This window comes from Pseudomonas sp. LH1G9, from assembly GCF_002949975.1.
GTDB lineage: Bacteria > Pseudomonadota > Gammaproteobacteria > Pseudomonadales > Pseudomonadaceae > Aquipseudomonas > Aquipseudomonas veronii.
On record NZ_CP026880.1, the window covers coordinates 2,154,785 to 2,173,578 of the forward strand.

At 59.9% G+C, this 18,794-nt stretch carries 9 protein-coding genes; 4 read left to right on the forward strand and 5 right to left on the reverse strand.

The annotated features are described in order from the left end of the window. Nucleotides 1-43 precede the first annotated feature (43 nt). From C5F70_RS10045 to C5F70_RS10055, 3 genes are all read left to right on the forward strand, one after another. Nucleotides 44-1,546 carry an ATPase domain-containing protein gene (locus tag C5F70_RS10045; protein WP_026139937.1) on the forward strand — a complete coding sequence of 501 codons (1,503 nt, stop codon included), beginning with the start codon at nucleotides 44-46 and terminating at the stop codon, nucleotides 1,544-1,546. Continuing rightward, complete coding sequence (locus C5F70_RS10050; RefSeq protein WP_104903228.1) at nucleotides 1,543-3,252, forward strand: ATP-binding protein; 1,710 nt, start codon at nucleotides 1,543-1,545, stop codon at nucleotides 3,250-3,252. Before C5F70_RS10045 ends, C5F70_RS10050 begins: the two co-directional genes overlap by 4 nt. A gap of 111 nt (nucleotides 3,253-3,363) precedes the next feature. Further along, nucleotides 3,364-8,127: a hypothetical protein gene (locus tag C5F70_RS10055; RefSeq protein WP_104903229.1), complete on the forward strand. Its 4,764-nt coding sequence runs from the start codon at nucleotides 3,364-3,366 to the stop codon at nucleotides 8,125-8,127. A 50-nt stretch (nucleotides 8,128-8,177) separates the two neighbouring features. On the opposite strand, the gene C5F70_RS10060 is transcribed toward C5F70_RS10055, so the two are convergent. The 5 genes from C5F70_RS10060 to C5F70_RS10080 all read right to left on the reverse strand — a co-directional run bounded on the left by C5F70_RS10060 (nucleotide 8,178) and on the right by C5F70_RS10080 (nucleotide 14,745). Continuing rightward, nucleotides 8,178-8,555, reverse strand: a complete 378-nt coding sequence (locus C5F70_RS10060; protein ID WP_017846270.1) for a response regulator — start codon at nucleotides 8,553-8,555, stop codon at nucleotides 8,178-8,180. A gap of 78 nt (nucleotides 8,556-8,633) precedes the next feature. Next, entirely contained in the window at nucleotides 8,634-9,827 is a 1,194-nt protein-coding gene (locus tag C5F70_RS10065) for a hybrid sensor histidine kinase/response regulator (protein ID WP_017846271.1), read from the reverse strand. Further along, a complete protein-coding gene (locus tag C5F70_RS10070; protein WP_017846272.1) occupies nucleotides 9,821-10,420 on the reverse strand; it encodes a chemotaxis protein CheB in 600 nt (199 codons plus the stop codon). Before C5F70_RS10070 ends, C5F70_RS10065 begins: the two co-directional genes overlap by 7 nt. Continuing rightward, complete coding sequence (locus C5F70_RS10075) at nucleotides 10,417-11,247, reverse strand: protein-glutamate O-methyltransferase CheR (RefSeq protein WP_169884331.1); 831 nt, start codon at nucleotides 11,245-11,247, stop codon at nucleotides 10,417-10,419. Before C5F70_RS10075 ends, C5F70_RS10070 begins: the two co-directional genes overlap by 4 nt. Further along, nucleotides 11,248-14,745: a response regulator gene (locus C5F70_RS10080; RefSeq protein ID WP_173677801.1), complete on the reverse strand. Its 3,498-nt coding sequence runs from the start codon at nucleotides 14,743-14,745 to the stop codon at nucleotides 11,248-11,250. It abuts the gene before it with no gap. 167 nt (nucleotides 14,746-14,912) lie between these two features. On the opposite strand from C5F70_RS10080, the gene C5F70_RS10085 reads away from it, so the two are divergent. Beyond that, on the forward strand, nucleotides 14,913-18,647 hold the full coding sequence (locus C5F70_RS10085; RefSeq protein ID WP_256588387.1) for a hypothetical protein: 3,735 nt from the start codon (nucleotides 14,913-14,915) through the stop codon (nucleotides 18,645-18,647). The last annotated feature ends 147 nt before the right edge of the window (nucleotides 18,648-18,794 follow it).

An 18,794-nucleotide genomic window follows, 5' to 3' on the forward strand; every position in this document is an offset into this window, starting at 1 on the left:
ACGAACGCGCACCTCTTACTCGTATGTGACCTGAGGGCACTTCTTGTCTATGTCCAACGCGCTGTTATCCGAAAAGGCGGCCACCGGTATCGAAGGTCTTGATGACATTCTTTGCGGCGGTTTGTCCCGCAGCCATCTGTTTCTGCTCGAAGGCGAACCAGGGACCGGCAAAACCACCGTCGCCCTGCACTTCCTGAAGGCAGGGGCAGAAAATGGTGAACGCTCGCTCTATATCACCTTGTCCGAAACCGAGCGTGAATTGCGCCAGGGCGCAAAATCCCACGGCTGGGATCTGGATGACAATATCCATATTTTCGAGCTGACCCCGCCGGAAAGCCTGCTCAATGCCGAACAGCAGCAAAGCCTGTTGTACTCTTCCGACCTGGAGCTGGGCGAGGCCACGCGGCAAATCTTTGAAGTGGTGGAACGGGTCAAGCCGACCCGCGTGGTGGTCGACAGCCTCTCCGAAATCCGCCTGCTGGCGCAAAGTTCCCTGCGTTATCGACGACAGATCCTGGCGATCAAGCACTATTTCGTGCGTTACGACGCCACGGTGTTGCTGCTCGACGACCTGACCACCGAATCCCTCGACAAAACCGTACACAGCGTCGCCCACGGGGTGATTCGCCTGGAAGAACTGACGCCCAATTACGGCGCCGAACGCCGTCGCGTGCGGGTCGTGAAGTACCGCGGCCAAAAGTACCGCGGCGGCTTCCACGATTTCACCATCATGGGCGATGGCGTGCATGTGTTCCCGCGGCTGGTGGCGGCCGAGCATCGCGGCGGCTATGTGCGCGAGACCCTGAGCAGCGGCATTCGCGAAATGGATGCCTTGATGGGCGGCGGAGTCGAGACGGGCTCCAGTAGCCTGATCCTCGGCCCCGCCGGCACCGGCAAGTCGCTGATCTCGATGGTGTTTGCCGCCGCCGCCGTGGCGCGGGGCGAAAAAGCCGCGCTGTTCATCTTCGATGAGGAACTGGGCCTGCTCTTCGAGCGCATGAAAAACATGGGCATCGACCTCGCCGCGCTGCAAGCCACCGGCAACCTGCTGATCGAGCAAGTCGACGCGGCCGAGTTGACCCCCGGCGAGTTCTCGCACCGCGTGCGGCGCTGCGTGGATGAGCGCGGGATCAAGACCGTGGTGATCGACAGCATCAACGGCTATCAGGCCGCCATGCCGGAAGAAAATGCGCTGATCCTGCACATGCACGAACTGCTGCTGTATCTCAACCGCCGCGGCGTCGCCACGTTCATGACCGTCGCCCAGCACGGCCTGGTCGGTGACATGCAGGCGCCCGTCGACATTACCTACCTCGCCGACACGGTCATTCTGCTGCGCTATTTCGAAGCGCTGGGCAAGGTGCGCCGCGCCATTTCAATCATCAAGAAACGCACCGGTGCCCATGAATCGACCATTCGCGAGTACCGCATCAGCAGCCAGGGCATGACTGTCGGCGAGCCGCTCGATAATTTCCAGGGCGTACTGCGCGGTATCCCCACGTACATGGGCGCCGGCTCTCCTCTGCTCAAGGATGAGGGCCAGTGACGAGCCTATCGCCCGTCTCCGAGCGCGCCATCGTGCTTGCGCCGATGGGCCGCGACGGCGCGTTGGCGCTGATGATGCTCAACGAGGCCGGGTACAACGGCATGATCGCCACGGGCCTGACGGCTTTGTGCAACGCACTGGAAGAAGGGGCCGGCCTGCTGATTATTGCTGCCGAAGCCTTGCGCGGCGTCGATCTGGAACCGCTGCTCGAGTATTTGCACCAACAGCCTGCGTGGTCGGACTTGCCCATCGTATTGATGACCCATCACGGCGGCGCCGAGCAGAACGGTTCCTCGCACCTGAGCGGGTTATTGGGCAATGTCACCTTCCTCGAGCGGCCTTTCCATCCTGTGACGTTGATCAGCCTGGTCACGGCGGCACTGCGCGGACGACGCCGACAATACGATGCGCGCGACCGGCTGATCGACCTGAGCGAAAGCGAACTGCGCTTGCAACGCACGCTGGAGACGCTCGAGCAGCAAGTAGAAGAACGCACGGCGCAGTTGCGCAGCAATGAAGAAGCGCTGCGTCAATCGCAGAAGATGGAGGCCGTCGGCCAGTTGACCGGCGGCATCGCCCATGACTTCAACAACATGCTCACCGGCATCATCGGCAGCCTGGAGTTACTGCGCAGGCGCGTCTCCCGCGGCAAGCTGGACGACCTGGACAGCCTGATCGACCTGGGTGTCACCTCCGCCAACCGGGCCGCCGGCCTGACCCACCGCCTGCTCGCATTCTCCCGTCGGCAGTCGCTGGATTCAAAACCCGTCGAGATCAACCAACTGGTGACCTCCATGGGCGAACTGTTGCAACGCAGCATCAATGAAAGCATTGCGCTGGACATGCGCCTCAGCGACCCGCTCTGGACCGCCGAAGCCGACCCCAACCAGTTGGAAAGCGCGCTGCTCAACCTGGTGATCAACGCACGCGATGCCATGCCGAACGGCGGCAACCTCACCGTGGAAACCAGCAACCGCCATCTCGACAGCGTGTTCACCGCCGCCTACGGCACATTGCAACCCGGTGACTACGTTGAATTGAGCGTCAGCGACAGCGGCTGCGGTATCCCGGAAAGTTTAATGGGGCGCGTCTTCGATCCTTTCTTCACCACCAAACCGATCGGCCAGGGCACCGGCCTCGGCCTGTCGATGATTTACGGCTTTGCACGGCAATCCGGTGGCCATGTGACGATCCACAGCGAAGTCGGAAAAGGCACTACCGTCAGCCTGTTCCTGCCGCGTTTCGTCGGTGAAATGGTCGTGGCCGAAGCGGCCAACCCCGCGCGGCTGCCCTTTGCCAATGCCGGTGAAACAGTGTTGATCGTCGAGGACGACCCGGCGGTACGGGTGCTGATCAGCGCGGTGCTCAAGGAACTGGGCTATGCCTTTGTCGAGGCCAGCGATGCCAACACCGCACTGCCGATCATCGAGTCCGACCAGCGCATTGACCTGATGATCAGCGACGTCGGGCTGCCGGGCATGAACGGCCGGCAACTGGCGGAAATCGGCCGGCAGATTCGGCCGGAACTCAAGGTTCTATTTATCACCGGCTATGCCGAACACGCGGCGGTGCGCGGTGGTTTTCTGGACCCTGGGATGCAGTTGATTACCAAGCCGTTCACGTTTGATCTCTTGACGGCGAAAGTCAGGGAAATGATCCGCGCAGCCGCCAGCCAAGCGGAGGCGACTGGCAACAAGGTGCAATAAAGCCACGGTTCGAAAATGGAATCGGTCAAGGGGCTTGGGTACGAAGGATTACCACTGGGACCTGGAATTTTCACCCAGTGGACCTCAATCCTGATGATAGAGCCGCCACCTATGACGATTTCCAACAGCCTTGCCCACGCTTTTCCCCCGCACTCTTCCATTGCCAGCGACACGCTGGAGCCAGTCGAGCAGGTAGCTGTAGAGCCTGACCGCGAAAGCCCCCACTTCTCTGCCCCTGGCAATTCCCCCCGGGCCAGGGGCGACAGTGCGTTGGCGCAGAACTACGGCAAGGCATTGCAGGGCTTCAGCGGCGTTCCCGCCCACGACAACGCGATCATGGTGGATATTCCGCCGGATTCAACATTTGGCCAGTGGTGGAAGTTGCTAGGCAATGCCGCTCGGTCGCCGGAGTTCCTCGACTGGCGGCTCACGGTCAGAGCCCTGCCCGACTCGATCAAAATCCTGCCGCAAAGTGGTCAAGTCACCTACCGTGTAACCCCAGATGTTTCGCTCAATGCGCCCTTACAGTTGCGTGCGAGCGAGGACAAGCGCTGGTCGGCGGTGCGAGGGCCGTTAATGGATGCCGGAGGAGTCATCTCCGACAGGAACAGGCCGTTTCCCCTTCCGTCGTCCGAGAGCGCCAACCGTGCGCCGGCCTGGCTGGTTGGGCAGTTCTACAAAGAGCCGACGCGAATCGCCCCTTCCGAACTCCAGCAACGCGCCGCCGAGCTGGAGCGCGATAAAACCTTTGCCCCGCTTGACCCCGCTGTATTCCCTGGGCTCCAGGAAACGCGCAGCGAGGACGCACTCGAGCAGCAGCAGACGCTGCTGGGGAACATCAACAACCGGCACCAAGCGACTGTGTTGTTGAAGCATCTGGGGACAGTCCTTGCCTCAGGCAGCCTTCAGCTGTCGCAGGTCCCCGCGTATCTGCGTGAAACCACCTTCGAATTGAACCCCCACTCCTCATACGAACGGGATCGAGGCGTGCAGCAAGGAGGCGTGGCTAACCTGGCTGATTTTCTTGAATACCACGGCTTTGAAAAACCCGGCACCGCACAGGAAGTGGAGAACCTCAGGCGATTCCTCCTCATCCCCACACCGCGAAGCCCCGTCCATGGTAACTACGGCGGCGCCCTGTCCTGGCCGCAGCCGATTGACACGGACACCCAGCGCCAACTGTTGGCGTTCTTGCAGCACGGCAATGTGGGCGACCTGAACCTGGGGAGCAACCGCAATGTGTTGGAAGCATTGATGCAAGGTGTAGCAGTCGAAGCCCACGAGCTTCGCAACCCACAGCAACTGCTCGACCGCATCATCCAGTCGCCCAAGGGCCAGGCGCTGGGGGCGGCCATCCAGGCCAAGTTCAACACACTGTCGGTCAAAGGCAGCGTCAATGATTGGTTAATGGCGGCCTTGAACCTGAATTACACCGATGCATTCACCCAGGCAACCTTGCCCCAGAAGCACATTTCAGGCTTTGACCTGGCCGGCCAGCAGCTTAAAGGCAAACCTTTATCAGAGACGGCCCAGCGTGTGGCCGACCATTTGTACTACGTCACGAAAGAGGCTTCGTCACCGGAAAAAGCCAATATCCAGGCCAACCTGAAACTGGCCTCCAAGGCGCCAGAGTTGCTGGTCAAGGATATCCCGGCCACGGTCACTCACGGCTCCCCCGCCCACGTCAGCTTCAGTACCGCGGCGGCGCGCATAGAGGCTGAGACGCCGGGCCGGGCATCCACCATGAGTTACGGCGAGGTCATGTTGTACGCGGATATCGCCCCGGTGTCCCAGGCTCAGCGTCAGATCGAATATGTCGCCCAGCATGACGCGCTCAAGGAATGGGGCCTGACCAACAGCATCGTCACGAGTGTGACGTCGCCCGCAGATATGCAAACCATCGCCGACGCCTTTAACCAGCAGGTCGGCGAACTGCGAACAGCTTCCGAAGCACAGCGCACGCCCGCGCCGGCGTCTCGCAAGGAGATGGCCCTGGCCGAACTGCGCGAAGTTTTGGGCGATGACGCGCGCCTGGAACTGAAGTGCATCGTACTGGACACTTACGATAAAGATCGACCCGGGCCCTATTCGATATTGGACTTGTACATGGAGAACATGCTGCACAACCCGCCCAATGTGCCCTACCACCCGGCCCGGCACAACAACGCGTCACACCCCAATCAATGGGTGATCGAGCCTTACACACCACCGCGCAGGGGCCCCGGACGCTCTGCTGCCAACACGCCCAACTTCACCCTCGAGGAGGTCTTGAGCAAGACGCAAAACCTGAAAAATATCAGCAGGGAATTCGTCAGTGAGTTCCAACAGTTTGGTCGCGCCCTCGACAGCAGCGTCGCCACGCAGGTCAAGCACCTGATCGCCCAGTTGCCGCTGGAGGACCGGCAGAATATCGAATACGGAAGCCTTTCGATCTTCAAGGAGTTCAAGGGCGAACATCAGCTCAGCGGTATCGTCCGGGTCCCGGCTGCCGACGGCAACCCTGTGCTATTGAAAGTGATGCGCGACGGGATTGCCCATACCTATGAACTGAATGTCCAGAAGAACACGCTCACCAAACGCGGGGGCCTCGGCGATTTCCAGCCCGGTTATCAGCCTGGGGCTCATATAGAAGACGGAAAACCGCGCGATAACAACACGCCGTATACCGACATGGTCCCCGTCACACTGTCCATTCCCGATGAAGGTTCCCCGCTGGTACGGCAACAGCTGCTACAAGAAAAAACCGACACCGCCGGGCCGTTGAACAGTTTCGCCAGCCCCCGGAGCGCGGCCATCGGTGCCACGGTGGCCAAGGTCAGCAGCGTATGGGGCGCGCTGGAGGCCGAGGCTCGAGGGGTGACGACGGTTGAGTCCGAGGTACCCTTTTATAAAAAGTTAAATGAGTTGCTTCTTAACCTGATCCCATTACGGTCAGCCATCAAGCATTTTACGGAGGGCAACCTCGGCGAAGGGATCATCGACTTATCACTCGACCTGTTTGGCATCATGACCGTTGGAGCCTCCACCGCAGGGAAACTGGCTAACGTTGCAACCAAAACCCTGTCTGCGGGTAGCAAGGCCTTGCATATAGGAAAGACCCTGGGGTTGAGCGCGATCAGCCTGGTTAATCCGTTGGACGGCGCGGCGGATTTACTGCGCGCTACCGGTCGCGGCGTGGCAAGCGTCGGTAAACGCGTCATCACCGACACGATTCAAGACATCCGGCACCTACGCGGCACCCACACTGGCTACGACCTGGTCGCCGCGAGCAAACAATACGACGCAGCAGCGATGGGTACCTTCAAGACGTCCGGCGAGACCTTACAAGGTGCCGCGGTTCTTCAGGACGGTAAATGGTATGCCTTTGATACGACGACCCGACGCCCGTTTGGCAAAGCACTGGACGATTTCCAGCCGTCAATACGAGGCGGTACTCAGGAGCTTCATGCGTGGCAAAACACGCAGCGCGCGCTCTCGCCGGAGTCGATTCAAATTCGAAAAGACTGGGGAAAGCTACTGGATCGTTACCAGGGCGATGGGGTGACGCCCAGCGCAGCGTTTAAGAGTGGCTATGAGGACGGCGCGCCGGAACTGATTAAAGGCTATGCCAAGGGCATGAAATCAGAAGACGTGATGAAGCTGGCGCTACGCCCGGACAAAACAGCAAAAGAGGTGGGCACCTTGGTCCGCCAGCAGGAAAGGCTGGCTGTCCAGCACGGGCTCAACGGCACACAGCATTTCAACGCCCACGTAAATGCCGTCGGAGGAACGTTCACCCCCGTACCTCAGACCATCTACCTTAGCCAGGTCAACCACCTTTCCGATGGGCAGTGCGCCGCTCTCTCGCGTACGTTCGCATCGGCCAAGGCGCAAGGAAAAGAACGCGTATTTATTGACAACCTGTACGTTGCCGCTGCCAATCCGCGGGCTGAGGGGTCGCGAGTATTTGCTCGCACATTAGACGATGTGCAAAAAAGCATCAGTACACCGTTCATGTTTCACGCCGGTAACCCACAGCGCCAGGTAACGTATCAGGACATGATTACGGAACTGGCCAATGCGCCTGGGGGCAAGACCGTGATGATCGACTCTCCCGGCCATGCGATGGTGGCCGGGTCCGTGCCGGATGGCGACGGTAAGAAGTTCTTTTTTTACGACCCGAATGTTGGGGTGGCCGAGTTTTCAAGCGAGGCCATGATGAGGCGTGGTCTCGAAAAAATATTCAATGACAAGAAGCTGCCGGTCCAATACAAAACTTATAGCAATGACCCCAAAAAACTTGAATTCAAGATCAGCGACCATCACGAGTCGTGGATAAGCACCGCGAGTCTTCATGACAGACCGGTCAAACGGCTTTATGAAGAATCCATCCCGACGACGGTTACTCACCTGAAGCCCCCCGCCCCGACCCACCACATCGCTATGTCGGATTACAAGGACGTCACCGTCACTAACCCGACCGCAATCATCAGCACCAGTGGCATCAGTGATTGTACGGCCCTGGCGGTGCTTACCGACTTGAAAGAGGGTGTCTACCAGAAACGAACATTAATGCACTTCCAAGGCGGCGTGCCGACGACAGAACAACAGCGCGTGCTGAAACAACTGGAGGGATCGTTAGACCAGACAAGCAAAGTGATTTATGTGGGCGGCGATTATGTCCGGACCATTCCGGGATTAGGCATCGCTCTGAAACAAGGTGACGCCGGTGAACAGGTGCTGTTCAACATCGCAAACAAATACCCGGCGTCCACTACGATCGCAACGGCCAACCGTATTGACATAAAACCCGATGGATCGTTTGAGCTCTTCGAGGGAACCAACCCCGCACGGGTACTTGATTCACATGCAAAGGCCGAGGTGCTTGCCTGGTAATCCTGACCGGCCAGGGGCATCAGCGGTTGTTGGACTGACACATGCAGGTGTCACGCCAACAACCGCAGGATATGTTCTTGCAGCGTATCCAGGTCAAACGGCTTGGCCAGGATCGGCGCCTTGCGTGTGATCGGGCTGTCGCAGTCACGAATTTCCTGCGGATAGCCACTGATAAAAATCACCTTCAGCTCCGGGCGCAACTTCACCGCCGGCTCGGCGATCTGCACGCCGGTGACGCCGCCAGGCAGGCGATAGTCCGTCACCATGAGGTCCAGGTGCGGTTTACTGGCGAGGATTTCAAAAGCCTGCTCCCCATTGATCGCCTTCAATACCCGATAGCCCAGGCCTTTGAGGTATTCATCCAGGACAAACATAATCGATTCGTCGTCCTCGACGATCAGAACGACATCTTGTGCATCTTCACTCATGGGAAGCCTTTGTCCGGTCAATTGCTGCACTTACGACCATGCAGTCACGCAGAGGTTGCGTCGAAGTGACGATTGTTTTCACGCCGACGCGTCCAGGGGCAGGCACACCCGGAACAGGGCGCCCTCGCCTATCTGGCTCTCCACCTCGATGGTGCCGCCATGGGCCGCGACGATCTGTTCGGAAATAAACAGCCCGAGGCCCAGACCGGCGGCCACATGGCTGGCGGACACGCGCTCGAACTGCTGGAAAATGCGCTTCTGATTGTCGGCGCTGATGCCGATCCCGTGGTCCCGCACCTCCAGCCGTGCTTCGCCGTGTTCGCTGTACACCCGCACGCCCACCGGGCTCTTGGCCCCATAGCGCAAGGCGTTGGTCAGCAGGTTGGACACCACTTGCTCGATGCGGAATTCATCCCAGCTGCCTTCCACCGGACCTTCCGCCTCCAGTTGCATGGACGACTCGGCGGCGGCCACTTGCGGCGCGAAGTTTTCCAGCAGGTTGCGCACCAGTTGCGTGAGGTCGAAGCGCGCCGGACGAATCGACAGTTTGCCGGTGCGGATGCGCGACACGTCGAGCATGTCTTCGATCAGCCGGATCAGGCTCTGGATCTGCCGCTCATCGCGGTCGACCATGGCGCGCATCTTGTCCAGGGTGAACGCGGCGGCGTTGTCCCGGGCCAGGTGCATCTTGCGCAGTTGGGTTTCGAGAATCAGCCCGTTGAGTGGCGTGCGGACTTCGTGGGCGACGATCGACATGAAATCATCGCGCATGCGTACCGCCTGCTCCAACTCAGCCTGAGTGGCCTGCAGGCGTGTCAGCAGCAACTCCTGTTCGCGGCGGCTGCGCTCCAGCGCTTCCACCTGCTGCTTCATCGCCTTGCTCTGGCGGTACAGGTCGACGAACACATTGACCTTGCTCTTCACCGCATGGATATCCAGCGGCTTGTGCAGGAAGTCCACGGCCCCGCTTTCATAACCCTTGAAGGCATAGTTGAGTTCGCGGCCGGCGGCGCTGACGAATACGATCGGGATGTTCTTGGTCTTTTCGGTGCCGCGCATCAGCTCGGCCAACTCGAAACCGTTCATGCCGGGCATCTGCACATCGAGGATCGCCATGGCGAACTCGTGCTCCAGCAACAGGGACAAGGCCTCGTCGGCGCTCAAGGCCTTGAAGACCTGGCGGTCCTCGCGCTTGATCAGCGCTTCGAGGGCCAGCAGGTTTTCCGGCAGATCGTCGACGATCAGCAGTTTGGCCTGGATAGTACTTAACATGGGGAAGATTCCAGGGAAGCCAGCAATGAGGCAATGCGGCTCAAGGTCAGAATATGGTCAGGCGTGTGCAGGGCCAGGGCCGCCCGCGGCATCACGGCAATTCGTGCTTCGTCGGGGTCCTGTACGACAGTGATACCGCCCGATTGCTTGACGTGGGCCAGCCCTTGGGCGCCGTCCTGGTTCGCACCGGTCAGCAGTATGGCCAGCAGGCGCTTGCCGTAGACATCGCCGGCCGAGGCGAACAGGTAATCGATGGCGGGCCGGGAATGGTGTACCCGGTCTTCCTGGCTCAAAGACAGGCTGCGGTCATGCTCCACCGACAAATGATAGCCGGGGCTGGCGAAGTACAAGGTGCCCGGTTGGATCACTTCCTTGTCCTGCCCTTCGCGTACCGGAATCTGCAAACGCCGCGCAAACACTTCCGCCAACTGGCTACGGCGCTCGTCCGGCAGGTGCAGCACGGCAATGATCGGCAGCCCGAAGGCCTGCGGCAGATCGCCAAAAATACTCAGCAACGCCTCAACGCCGCCGGCGGACGCGCCGACGACGATGGCTTCTATCCCACACATGGGGTTGGCGGCAGCGTCGTTCATGATTTCCGGTAGATCCGTTCCTGTTTGACCAAGGGCTCGAATTGCTTGTTGTAGGCAGAAAAATCCAGGGTTTCCTTGCTGCCCAGCACCAGGAAGCCACGATGACACAGCGACTCATGAAACAATCCAAACGCCCGATCCTGCAATTTTTTATTGAAGTAAATCAATACATTGCGACATGAAATTAATTGAGTTTCTGAGAATACACTGTCGGTTGCCAAGCTGTGATCGGCGAACGTGACATTCTCGCGCAACGTCTTGTCGAAGATCGCATGATCGTAAGCCGCCGTGTAGTAATCGGCAAAGGAACGCTGCCCACCGGCCTGCTGGTAGTTGGCGGTATAGGCACGCACATTCTCCAGGGAAAAAATCCCCTGCTTGGCCTTATCCAGCGATGCCGGGTTGATGTCGGTGGCGTAGATGATGGTGCGTTCCAACAGCCCTTCTTCGCGCAGCAGGATCGCCATGGAGTACACCTCCTCCCCGGTGCTGCAACCGGCGATCCAGATCTTGATCGACGGATACGTCTTGAGCAGCGGCACCACTTCCTGGCGGATCGCGAGGAAGTGCGACGGGTCGCGAAACATCTCGCTGACCGGAATCGTCAAAAACTGCAGCAATTGCATGAACGCTGCCGGATCGTGCAGGACGCGCTCCTGCAACGCCGAAATCGTCGCGCATTCAAACTGGCGCAAGGCATGGGCCACACGGCGTTTGACCGACGCACCGGAGTAGTCGCGAAAGTCATAGCTGTACTTGAGGTAGATCGCCTCAATCAGCAGGCGCAGCTCAATATCACTGCTTTTTTCCAAAAAACTGCGTTCCACTTAAATACGTTCCATCTTCGGTAACCAGACGCGAATCAGCGAGAACAGGCGATCCAGGTCAATCGGCTTGGCCAGGTAATCGTTGGAGCCGGCCGCCAGGCAACGCTCCTGATCGTCCTTCATGGCCTTGGCCGTCACGGCGATGATCGGCAGCTTCTTCCAGCGCGGGTCCTGGCGGATCAGGGCGGTGGCCTCGTAACCGTCCATTTCCGGCATCATCACGTCCATCAGCACCAGGTCGATATCATCGACTTCATTGAGCCTGGCGATGGCTTCATGGCCGTTACGCCCGATCACCACCACGGCGCCTTTGTGCTCCAGGGCGCTGGTCAGGGCGAAGATGTTGCGCACATCGTCGTCCACCAACAGGATCTTGCGCCCTTCGAAGACCTTGTCGCGGCTGCGCGCGGTCTTGAGCATCTTCTGGCGTTCATGGGACAGCTGCGATTCGACTTTGTGCAAAAAGAGTGTGACTTCGTCGAGCAGGCGCTCCGGCGAACGGGCGCCCTTGATGATGATCGAGCGCGAATACTTGCGCAGCTCGGCCTCTTCGTCGCGGGTCAGGTTGCGCCCGGTGTAGACGATCACCGGCGGGAACGAGCAGATATCCTCGGTGGCCATGCGCTTGAGCAGCTCGTTGCCGAGCATGTCGGGCAACTTGAGGTCGATGATCATGCAGTCGTAGATGTTCGTGCGCAGCAGGTCGAGGGCTTCCTGGGCAAAGCCGACGGCGGTGATCTCGATGTCATCGTCGCCGATCAGGCGGGCAATGCTCTCGCGCTGCAGGTCATCGTCTTCCACCAGCAGCACGCGCTTGACCTTCTGGGTCAGCTTGGCTTCCAGGCGCGTGAATATCTCCTTGAGCTCTTCGCGGGTGGTGGGTTTCACCGCGTAACCGATGGCGCCCATGTGCATGGCGGCTTCGACGCGGTCTTCCACGGAGATCACATGCACCGGGATGTGGCGGGTATTGGCGTGTTCCTTGAGGCGTTGCAGCACCGTCAGCCCGGAATGGTCCGGCAGGCGCATGTCGAGCAGGATCGCGTCGGGGATGTACTCCTCGGCCAGGCTGTAACCCTCATCCGCGCCATGGGCTACCAGGCAGTGGTAGCCCAACTCATGGGCGAGGTCGAACAGGATGCGCGCGAAGTTCGGTTCGTCTTCCACCACCAGGATGCAGCGCGTGGCGAACGGCGCTTTCTCACGGTCGTCGGCAAAGCGCGGGATCTGTGTGGCATCGGCCACCGGCAGGGGCGAGACCGCGATGGGCTTGGGCGCCGGGGCGGCAATCACCTGGCGCGGTTGCTCGATAGGCGCAGCGTCTTCCTCGCGTTCGACGTACTGCTCCGGGATGACCAGGGTGAACGTGCTGCCCTTGCCGGGTTCGCTGGTGACGCTGATATAGCCGCCGAGCAACGCGGCCAGGTCGCGGGAAATCGACAAGCCCAGGCCGGTGCCGCCATACCGGCGATTGGTGGTGCCATCGGCCTGACGGAAGGCTTCGAAGATGCTCTCCTGCTGGTCCGGGGCGATGCCTATCCCGGAATCGCGCACGGTAAAGGCAACACCCTCCCCCGGCGCGCGGGACACCGACAGGCTGACCTGGCCCTGCTCGGTGAACTTGACCGCGTTGGACAGCAGGTTCTTGAGAATCTGCTCCAGGCGCTGGCGATCGGTAAAGAGCATGGTCGGCGTACCTTCCTGCACCTGCACCTGGAACCCCAGCTTGCGATCGGCCGCCAGCGGCTCGAACATCCCGCGCAGGCCATCGACCAAGCGCGCCACGCTGGAGTTTTCCGGGCGCATTTCCAGCTTGCCGGCTTCGACCTTGGAGATATCGAGGATGTCGTTGATCAGGTTGAGCAGGTCATTGCCGGCGGAATAGATCGACTCGGCAAACTTGACTTGCTCGGCGCTGAGGTTTTCCTGAGGGTTCTCCGCCAGCAACTTGGCCAGGATCAGCGAGCTGTTCAGCGGCGTGCGCAGTTCGTGGGACATATTGGCGAGGAATTCTGATTTGTACTTGCTCGAGCGTTGCAACTCGTCAGCGCGGTCTTCCAGCTCAAGCTGGGCCTGGTTGAGCTCGACGTTCTTGCGGTCCATGGCATCGCGCTGCTCGGCCAGGGTAAGCGTCTGCTCGGCCAATTGCTCGTTGGTCTGCTCAAGTTCCGCCTGTTGCGTTTCCAGGTGGGCCTGGGACTCCTTGAGGATGCGCGATTGCTCTTCCAACTCTTCGTTGGCGGTCTTGAGCTCTTCCTGCTGCACTTGCAGCTCTTCGTTGAGCTGCTGGGTCTCGGCCAGCACTTCCTGCAAGCGCTGGCGATAGCGGGCGGCTTCGATGGAGGTACCGATATTGCCGGCGATGAGTTCCAGCAGTTCGATGTCGCGCTCCTGCAGCGGGCGCAGGAAACCCAGTTCGATCACGCCGTTGATCCGGTCGTCATCGCTGGTCGGCACCACCAGCACGCTACGGGTCGTGCCTTCGCCCAGGCCGGAACTCACTTTGAAGTAATCCACCGGCACGTCGTCCAGGCGAATCAGGCGACCGAGCTGGGCGGCCTGCCCCACGATGCCTTCGTCGCTGTAGATCGCCTGCTCCTGCTGCTCCTGCTCGCGGGAGAAACCATAGGCGGCCACGCGCTTGAGGCCGCCGTGCTCTTCACGCACATACAGCGCCGCCACCACCGAGCCCATGTACTGGGCAAAGAACTGCAGGATATTGCGCCCCAACATGTTCAGGGTCAGTTGACCGAGCACCTGTTCGGCCAGTTCGGTCTGGCCATTGCGCAGCCAAGCTTGTTGCTCCAGACGCAGTGCGATCTTCTGTTGCGACGCGAAGTTCGCACTGTAACTATCTGAAAGTGCTAGTAAATTTTTACGACCAATGTAAGCCAGAAAGCCACTCAGCCCCAGCACGAACACCAAGTACAGGGTGACGCTGATGAGGGTGGTACGGGTGACTTCCGCGTTGCGGGTAATCCGGAACTGTTGCTCCATCGCCACCGCATCGTCGTATTCATTGCGAATCTCATCGGTCAGGCGTTTACCCCGGCCGGCTTTCACCGCGCCGCGGTAGTCGCCGTTCTCGCGCTGCATATCAATCATCGACTGGGCGTAGTTGTTCCACTCCAGTTGCAGGCTTTCCAGGCGCTTGAGGCGATCTACCTGCTGGGGGTTGTCCGCCGCCAGTTCCTGCAAATTGTGTAAGTCAGCAATGATCCGCGGCTTGGCCACTTCATAGGGGTCGAGGAAATGCTCGTCGCCGGTGATCAGGAAGCCGCGCATGCCGGTTTCCAGGTCAACCGTCAGCTTGGACGTTTCGTTGAGGTTATTAATGACCCGGTCGGTGTGCTCTACCCACTGGATCACCGACAACAAATAAGTGATCAGGCACACAAAAAACACCGCGCTGAGCACACCTACACCGAGGGGCAGTGCGACGTTGCGGCTCAACAGCTTACGAAAGCTCTTTTCATCGACGATCGACGCGGGAGTCATGGGCATGCCTTGGCCAAATGCGGAAAAACCGGGAGTTTGCCCCAAAGTTGCGGTTGAACGCTATTTTTCTGCCATAAACCGCTGCAACCCGAAACGGCGTAATCGGGCAACGGCCCCCTGAACACCGCCCACATCCCGTCACAGTTTCAGTTGCTCACACTCCGCCCGTGCTGAACCGGAACCTGGTTGATCAGCCTTTCCACAGACTAAAGCGTCTTGGGAATAAGGAAACTCCGCGAGAAAGGCGCTCACCTTCTGTTCAACAAAACGGTGCTCGTATGACTATTTCCTTGCAAACCCTCCCCAGCGTTTCATTGATGCCGCTCTCCACGCCACCCGCAATACCCGCCGCTACACCGCCGACGTTGACACCCGTCCCCAGCCACGATTCGCCCGCGCCAACGGTGCAGCCGCCAGCCAGCGTCACCGTCGCGCAAAGCGCCAGCCTCAAGGCGAAGCTGGGGCATTATCACAACCTCAAAACACTCGCCGACAAACTCAACGAAATCGCCCTGCGGCTTGGGCCTGACGCCTCCACCCCGGCCGTGCAGGCAGCCCTCAAGACCACGCCGATGGACGTTCACCCCGACTCGGTTTATCACAGCGAAGTCGGCGGCAGCACCAGCGTGGATAGCTTTATCAAACGCCAGGGAGGATTGCTTTCACCCTATAGCCATTTATCCCTGACCGGGCTGTCGGACGCCATGGCCGCCCGATCCCAGGCGCACCCGTTGGGTAACCTGGGCGGCGCCCTCAGCTGGCCGGTGCCCTTGAGCGCCGATGAGCAACAACGCTTGCGCACCCGCACCCTGGATTACACCGACCCTCTTGGGCAAAAACAGCCGCTCAAGCACACCACTGGCGGAGTACTGGAGTTCCTGCGGCATCGAACCCCTCTCGCGGCCGAAGCGCTGACGAGCCCGGGCGCGACGTTGAACGCCCTTGTCAGTTCGCCAGAAGCACAATCATTGGGCCACGCGCTTCAGGAACAGATGCAGGGCATTGCCACCGATAGCAGCAGCCTCGATTACCTGCTCGCGGCCGTGATACTGCAGCTGGACCCAGAGTCCATCACCGCCCCCCAACGCAACAACGTGGCCGGCTTCGACCTGGCCGACGACTCACTCAGGGGCAAGTCGGCCGCCCAAATCGTCGATGCCCTGCGCCAACACCTGGTGGCTCAGGGTAAAACCAGCCCAGAACTGGCTGGCGCAGCCGCCCAGCTGCTGCTGGCGGGTCGTGCGCCGGTATTTCTGGTCAAGGACATTCCCGACAGCGTGACCTTTGGCAGCCCGGCCTGGGTCAACCTCGCAATCGCCGCGACGATGGTCGACGCGCACATACCCGGCCGGGTCGCCAATATGAGCTTCGCCGCGGTCATGCTGGAAGCCGAACACGCCAGCGGCGCAGACGTGAACATGACGAACACCGCTCAACGTAACGCCTTGATCGATTGGGGCACGGCCAATGGCCTGCTGGAGAAAAAAGCCGAGCATCTGTACGCGTCCGATGAACTGAACAACCTGGTGACTCGCTTCAGCGAGCGCCAATCCGTGATGCTGGCCGCCTCAGAGGCCTTCGACAAAGACATCCCGTCCCGTAAAGCGATGGCATTGGCCGAGCTGAAACAACGCTTTCCCGACAAGGAGGAGCTGTTCGAAGAACCCTTGATTCGCGTCACCCATATGCCGGGCGGGGATATCCGGCGTAGAAATCAGGTGCCGGGCGTGCACTCGCTGCTGGATGTCGCGATGATGGACGTTGGACCCGACGCGGTCTACGGCTCCCGTGACAGCCGTATCCCCGTGGGGGCGTTGAACGCCAATCCCGAGTTTGGGGTGGCCACGGCGTTCGAGTCGCAATTCAAGCAGGTGATCGAGGAAAAGAAGAGCGCGGTCGGCACGTATATCAAGCACTTGATCAGCCAGTTGCCGGCAGACGACCGAAAAAACTTTGAATATGGCAACGTCACTTTTTATCAAAATCACGCCCATAAACTTGGGCTGGGTTTGTTCAGTGACAAAACCGAGCTGCCCAAAGGCGAAGAACTACTGGTAAGGATCGAGCGCGGTGGGGTGACCACGGCCTATGAGATCGACTTCAACGCCGGCGCTATCCGCAGTATTCCGCAGTGGCAGGCACAGCCTGGCTCTTCAAGGAAGGCGAATATCGTCTCCGAAACAAAGGTGTTCACCCCCAGTGCCGGTCAAGCCACGCTTGATACAGAGCAGACACCGCCTGGCGATTCACCCAGCGATACCTTCGCCTCGCACCGCGTCCAACTGATCGCCGATGCCTTCGTTGAACATATCAACCTCGATGATCCGGCGATCAAGCAACAGGCGCGTGGCCTCACCACCGACGACAATATTCGGAACCGGTCCGACATGATTGAAAACTTCCTGTTGGACCTGGTCCCTTTGCGCTCCGCGATCAACCACTTCCGCAACGGCAACATTGCTGAAGGCTTGATCGATCTGAGCCTGGACGCGTTCGGCATCGTGACGGCGGGTGTGGGTGCGGCCGGAAAAGTGGTCAAGATCGCAGGGACCACCGTTTCGGCGGCGACCAAGGTGGCACGGTCGGCCAAAGTCATCGGCATGGCCACGTTCGGCGCATTCAACCCGCTGAGCGGCGCAGGCGACCTGGCGGTTGGCGGGGCCCGCCTGGCCGGTGGCGGGCTCAAGTTCCTCGGCGCCAAAGGCGCGCAAGGTGTGAACGCATTGCGTGGCGCGTCGGGCCGTTACGACCTGCTCAAAGCCGCCAGCAACGAGCATGGCGTCGTCGCCACAGGCACCGTGAAGATCGGCGAACACAGTATCGACGGTGCCGCGGTGCTGAAAAATGGCCAATGGTATGCCTTCGACGCGGAAAAAATGCGCGCCTACGGCGGGCCACTCCAGGGCTTCGCACCCACCACGGTGTCGGCGAAGGGGCAGATCAACCAGAGCTTCACCGACTGGCTCTACAAGAAGCTGGCGGGCGAAATACAGTCGCCGGAGGGCCCGCCGACCGTACTCGGTCAATATGCACCCAAAGAGTTCGAAAACGAGTTGAAACGCGCGCAACGCCCCGAGAAGGTTTCCGACTTCAACGCCGGCTATGCGAACGGTGACCCGCACAAGGTGCCGGGCTTCTCGTCAGACTCGACGATTCTCGAGCTTCAGATGCTGGTCTCCCGTGGGTGGCTGGGCGCCGAAGACGTCGGCACGCTGGTCAAACAGATCGAACGCAAGAAAGTCAGACTGATCCAGGAAGGCTTTACCCTGTTCCAGCGGGATATCCACGCCGTCGGCGGCACCTTGACCCCGATGCCCCAGGAGTTTTACCTCAGCCAAGTCAATCTGGCTTCACCAGGCGAATGTGCGGGTATCGCCAATACCCTGGCGCTGGCCATGCAATCGGGCCAAGAGACGACCTACCTGGGCAATATGTTCAAGGCGGCCGCCGATCCACGGGACCCTGTGGCGACGCAGTTCATCCGCACCCTCAGGTCGTTTCATGAAGCAGTCAAACACGTGGATACCTTTCATATGGGCAAGCAGCCCAGGCAGATTCCCTATCATCAGATCGCCACCGAGCTGACCGATGCGAGCCCGCCAAGGAGCCTGAGGATTGCAACGAAGGATCACGCCCTGCTGGCCGGCGTCATGGTGCGTGACGACAAACCCGTCTGGTTCTACTTCGATCCGAATTTCGGGATGGCCCAATTTGACTCGGCCGAGGCCATGAAAAATGGCCTGGAACGTACCCTGAATCGCGGCACCAGCCCGTTTCAGCATCGGGCTTACGGTACGAATCCGGGCACGCCTGAGTATCAAGTGAGTTATTTTGAGTCCGGTGACATGCAGTTCTACCGCGATTCCGCACAGGTCCACCGTATCGCGTCGGTCCCGTTGTAGTTTTTCCGCCCCTGACGCGACATTCTCCGGCGCGAAGCTCACAATGCCAGCAATTTTTCGGAACTTGCTGGCCTTGTCGCTACTCACTAGTGGATTGCCTTTAGACCTGTCGCGCCCAGCACCTTCACTTTTTCAGGAATGTTCACT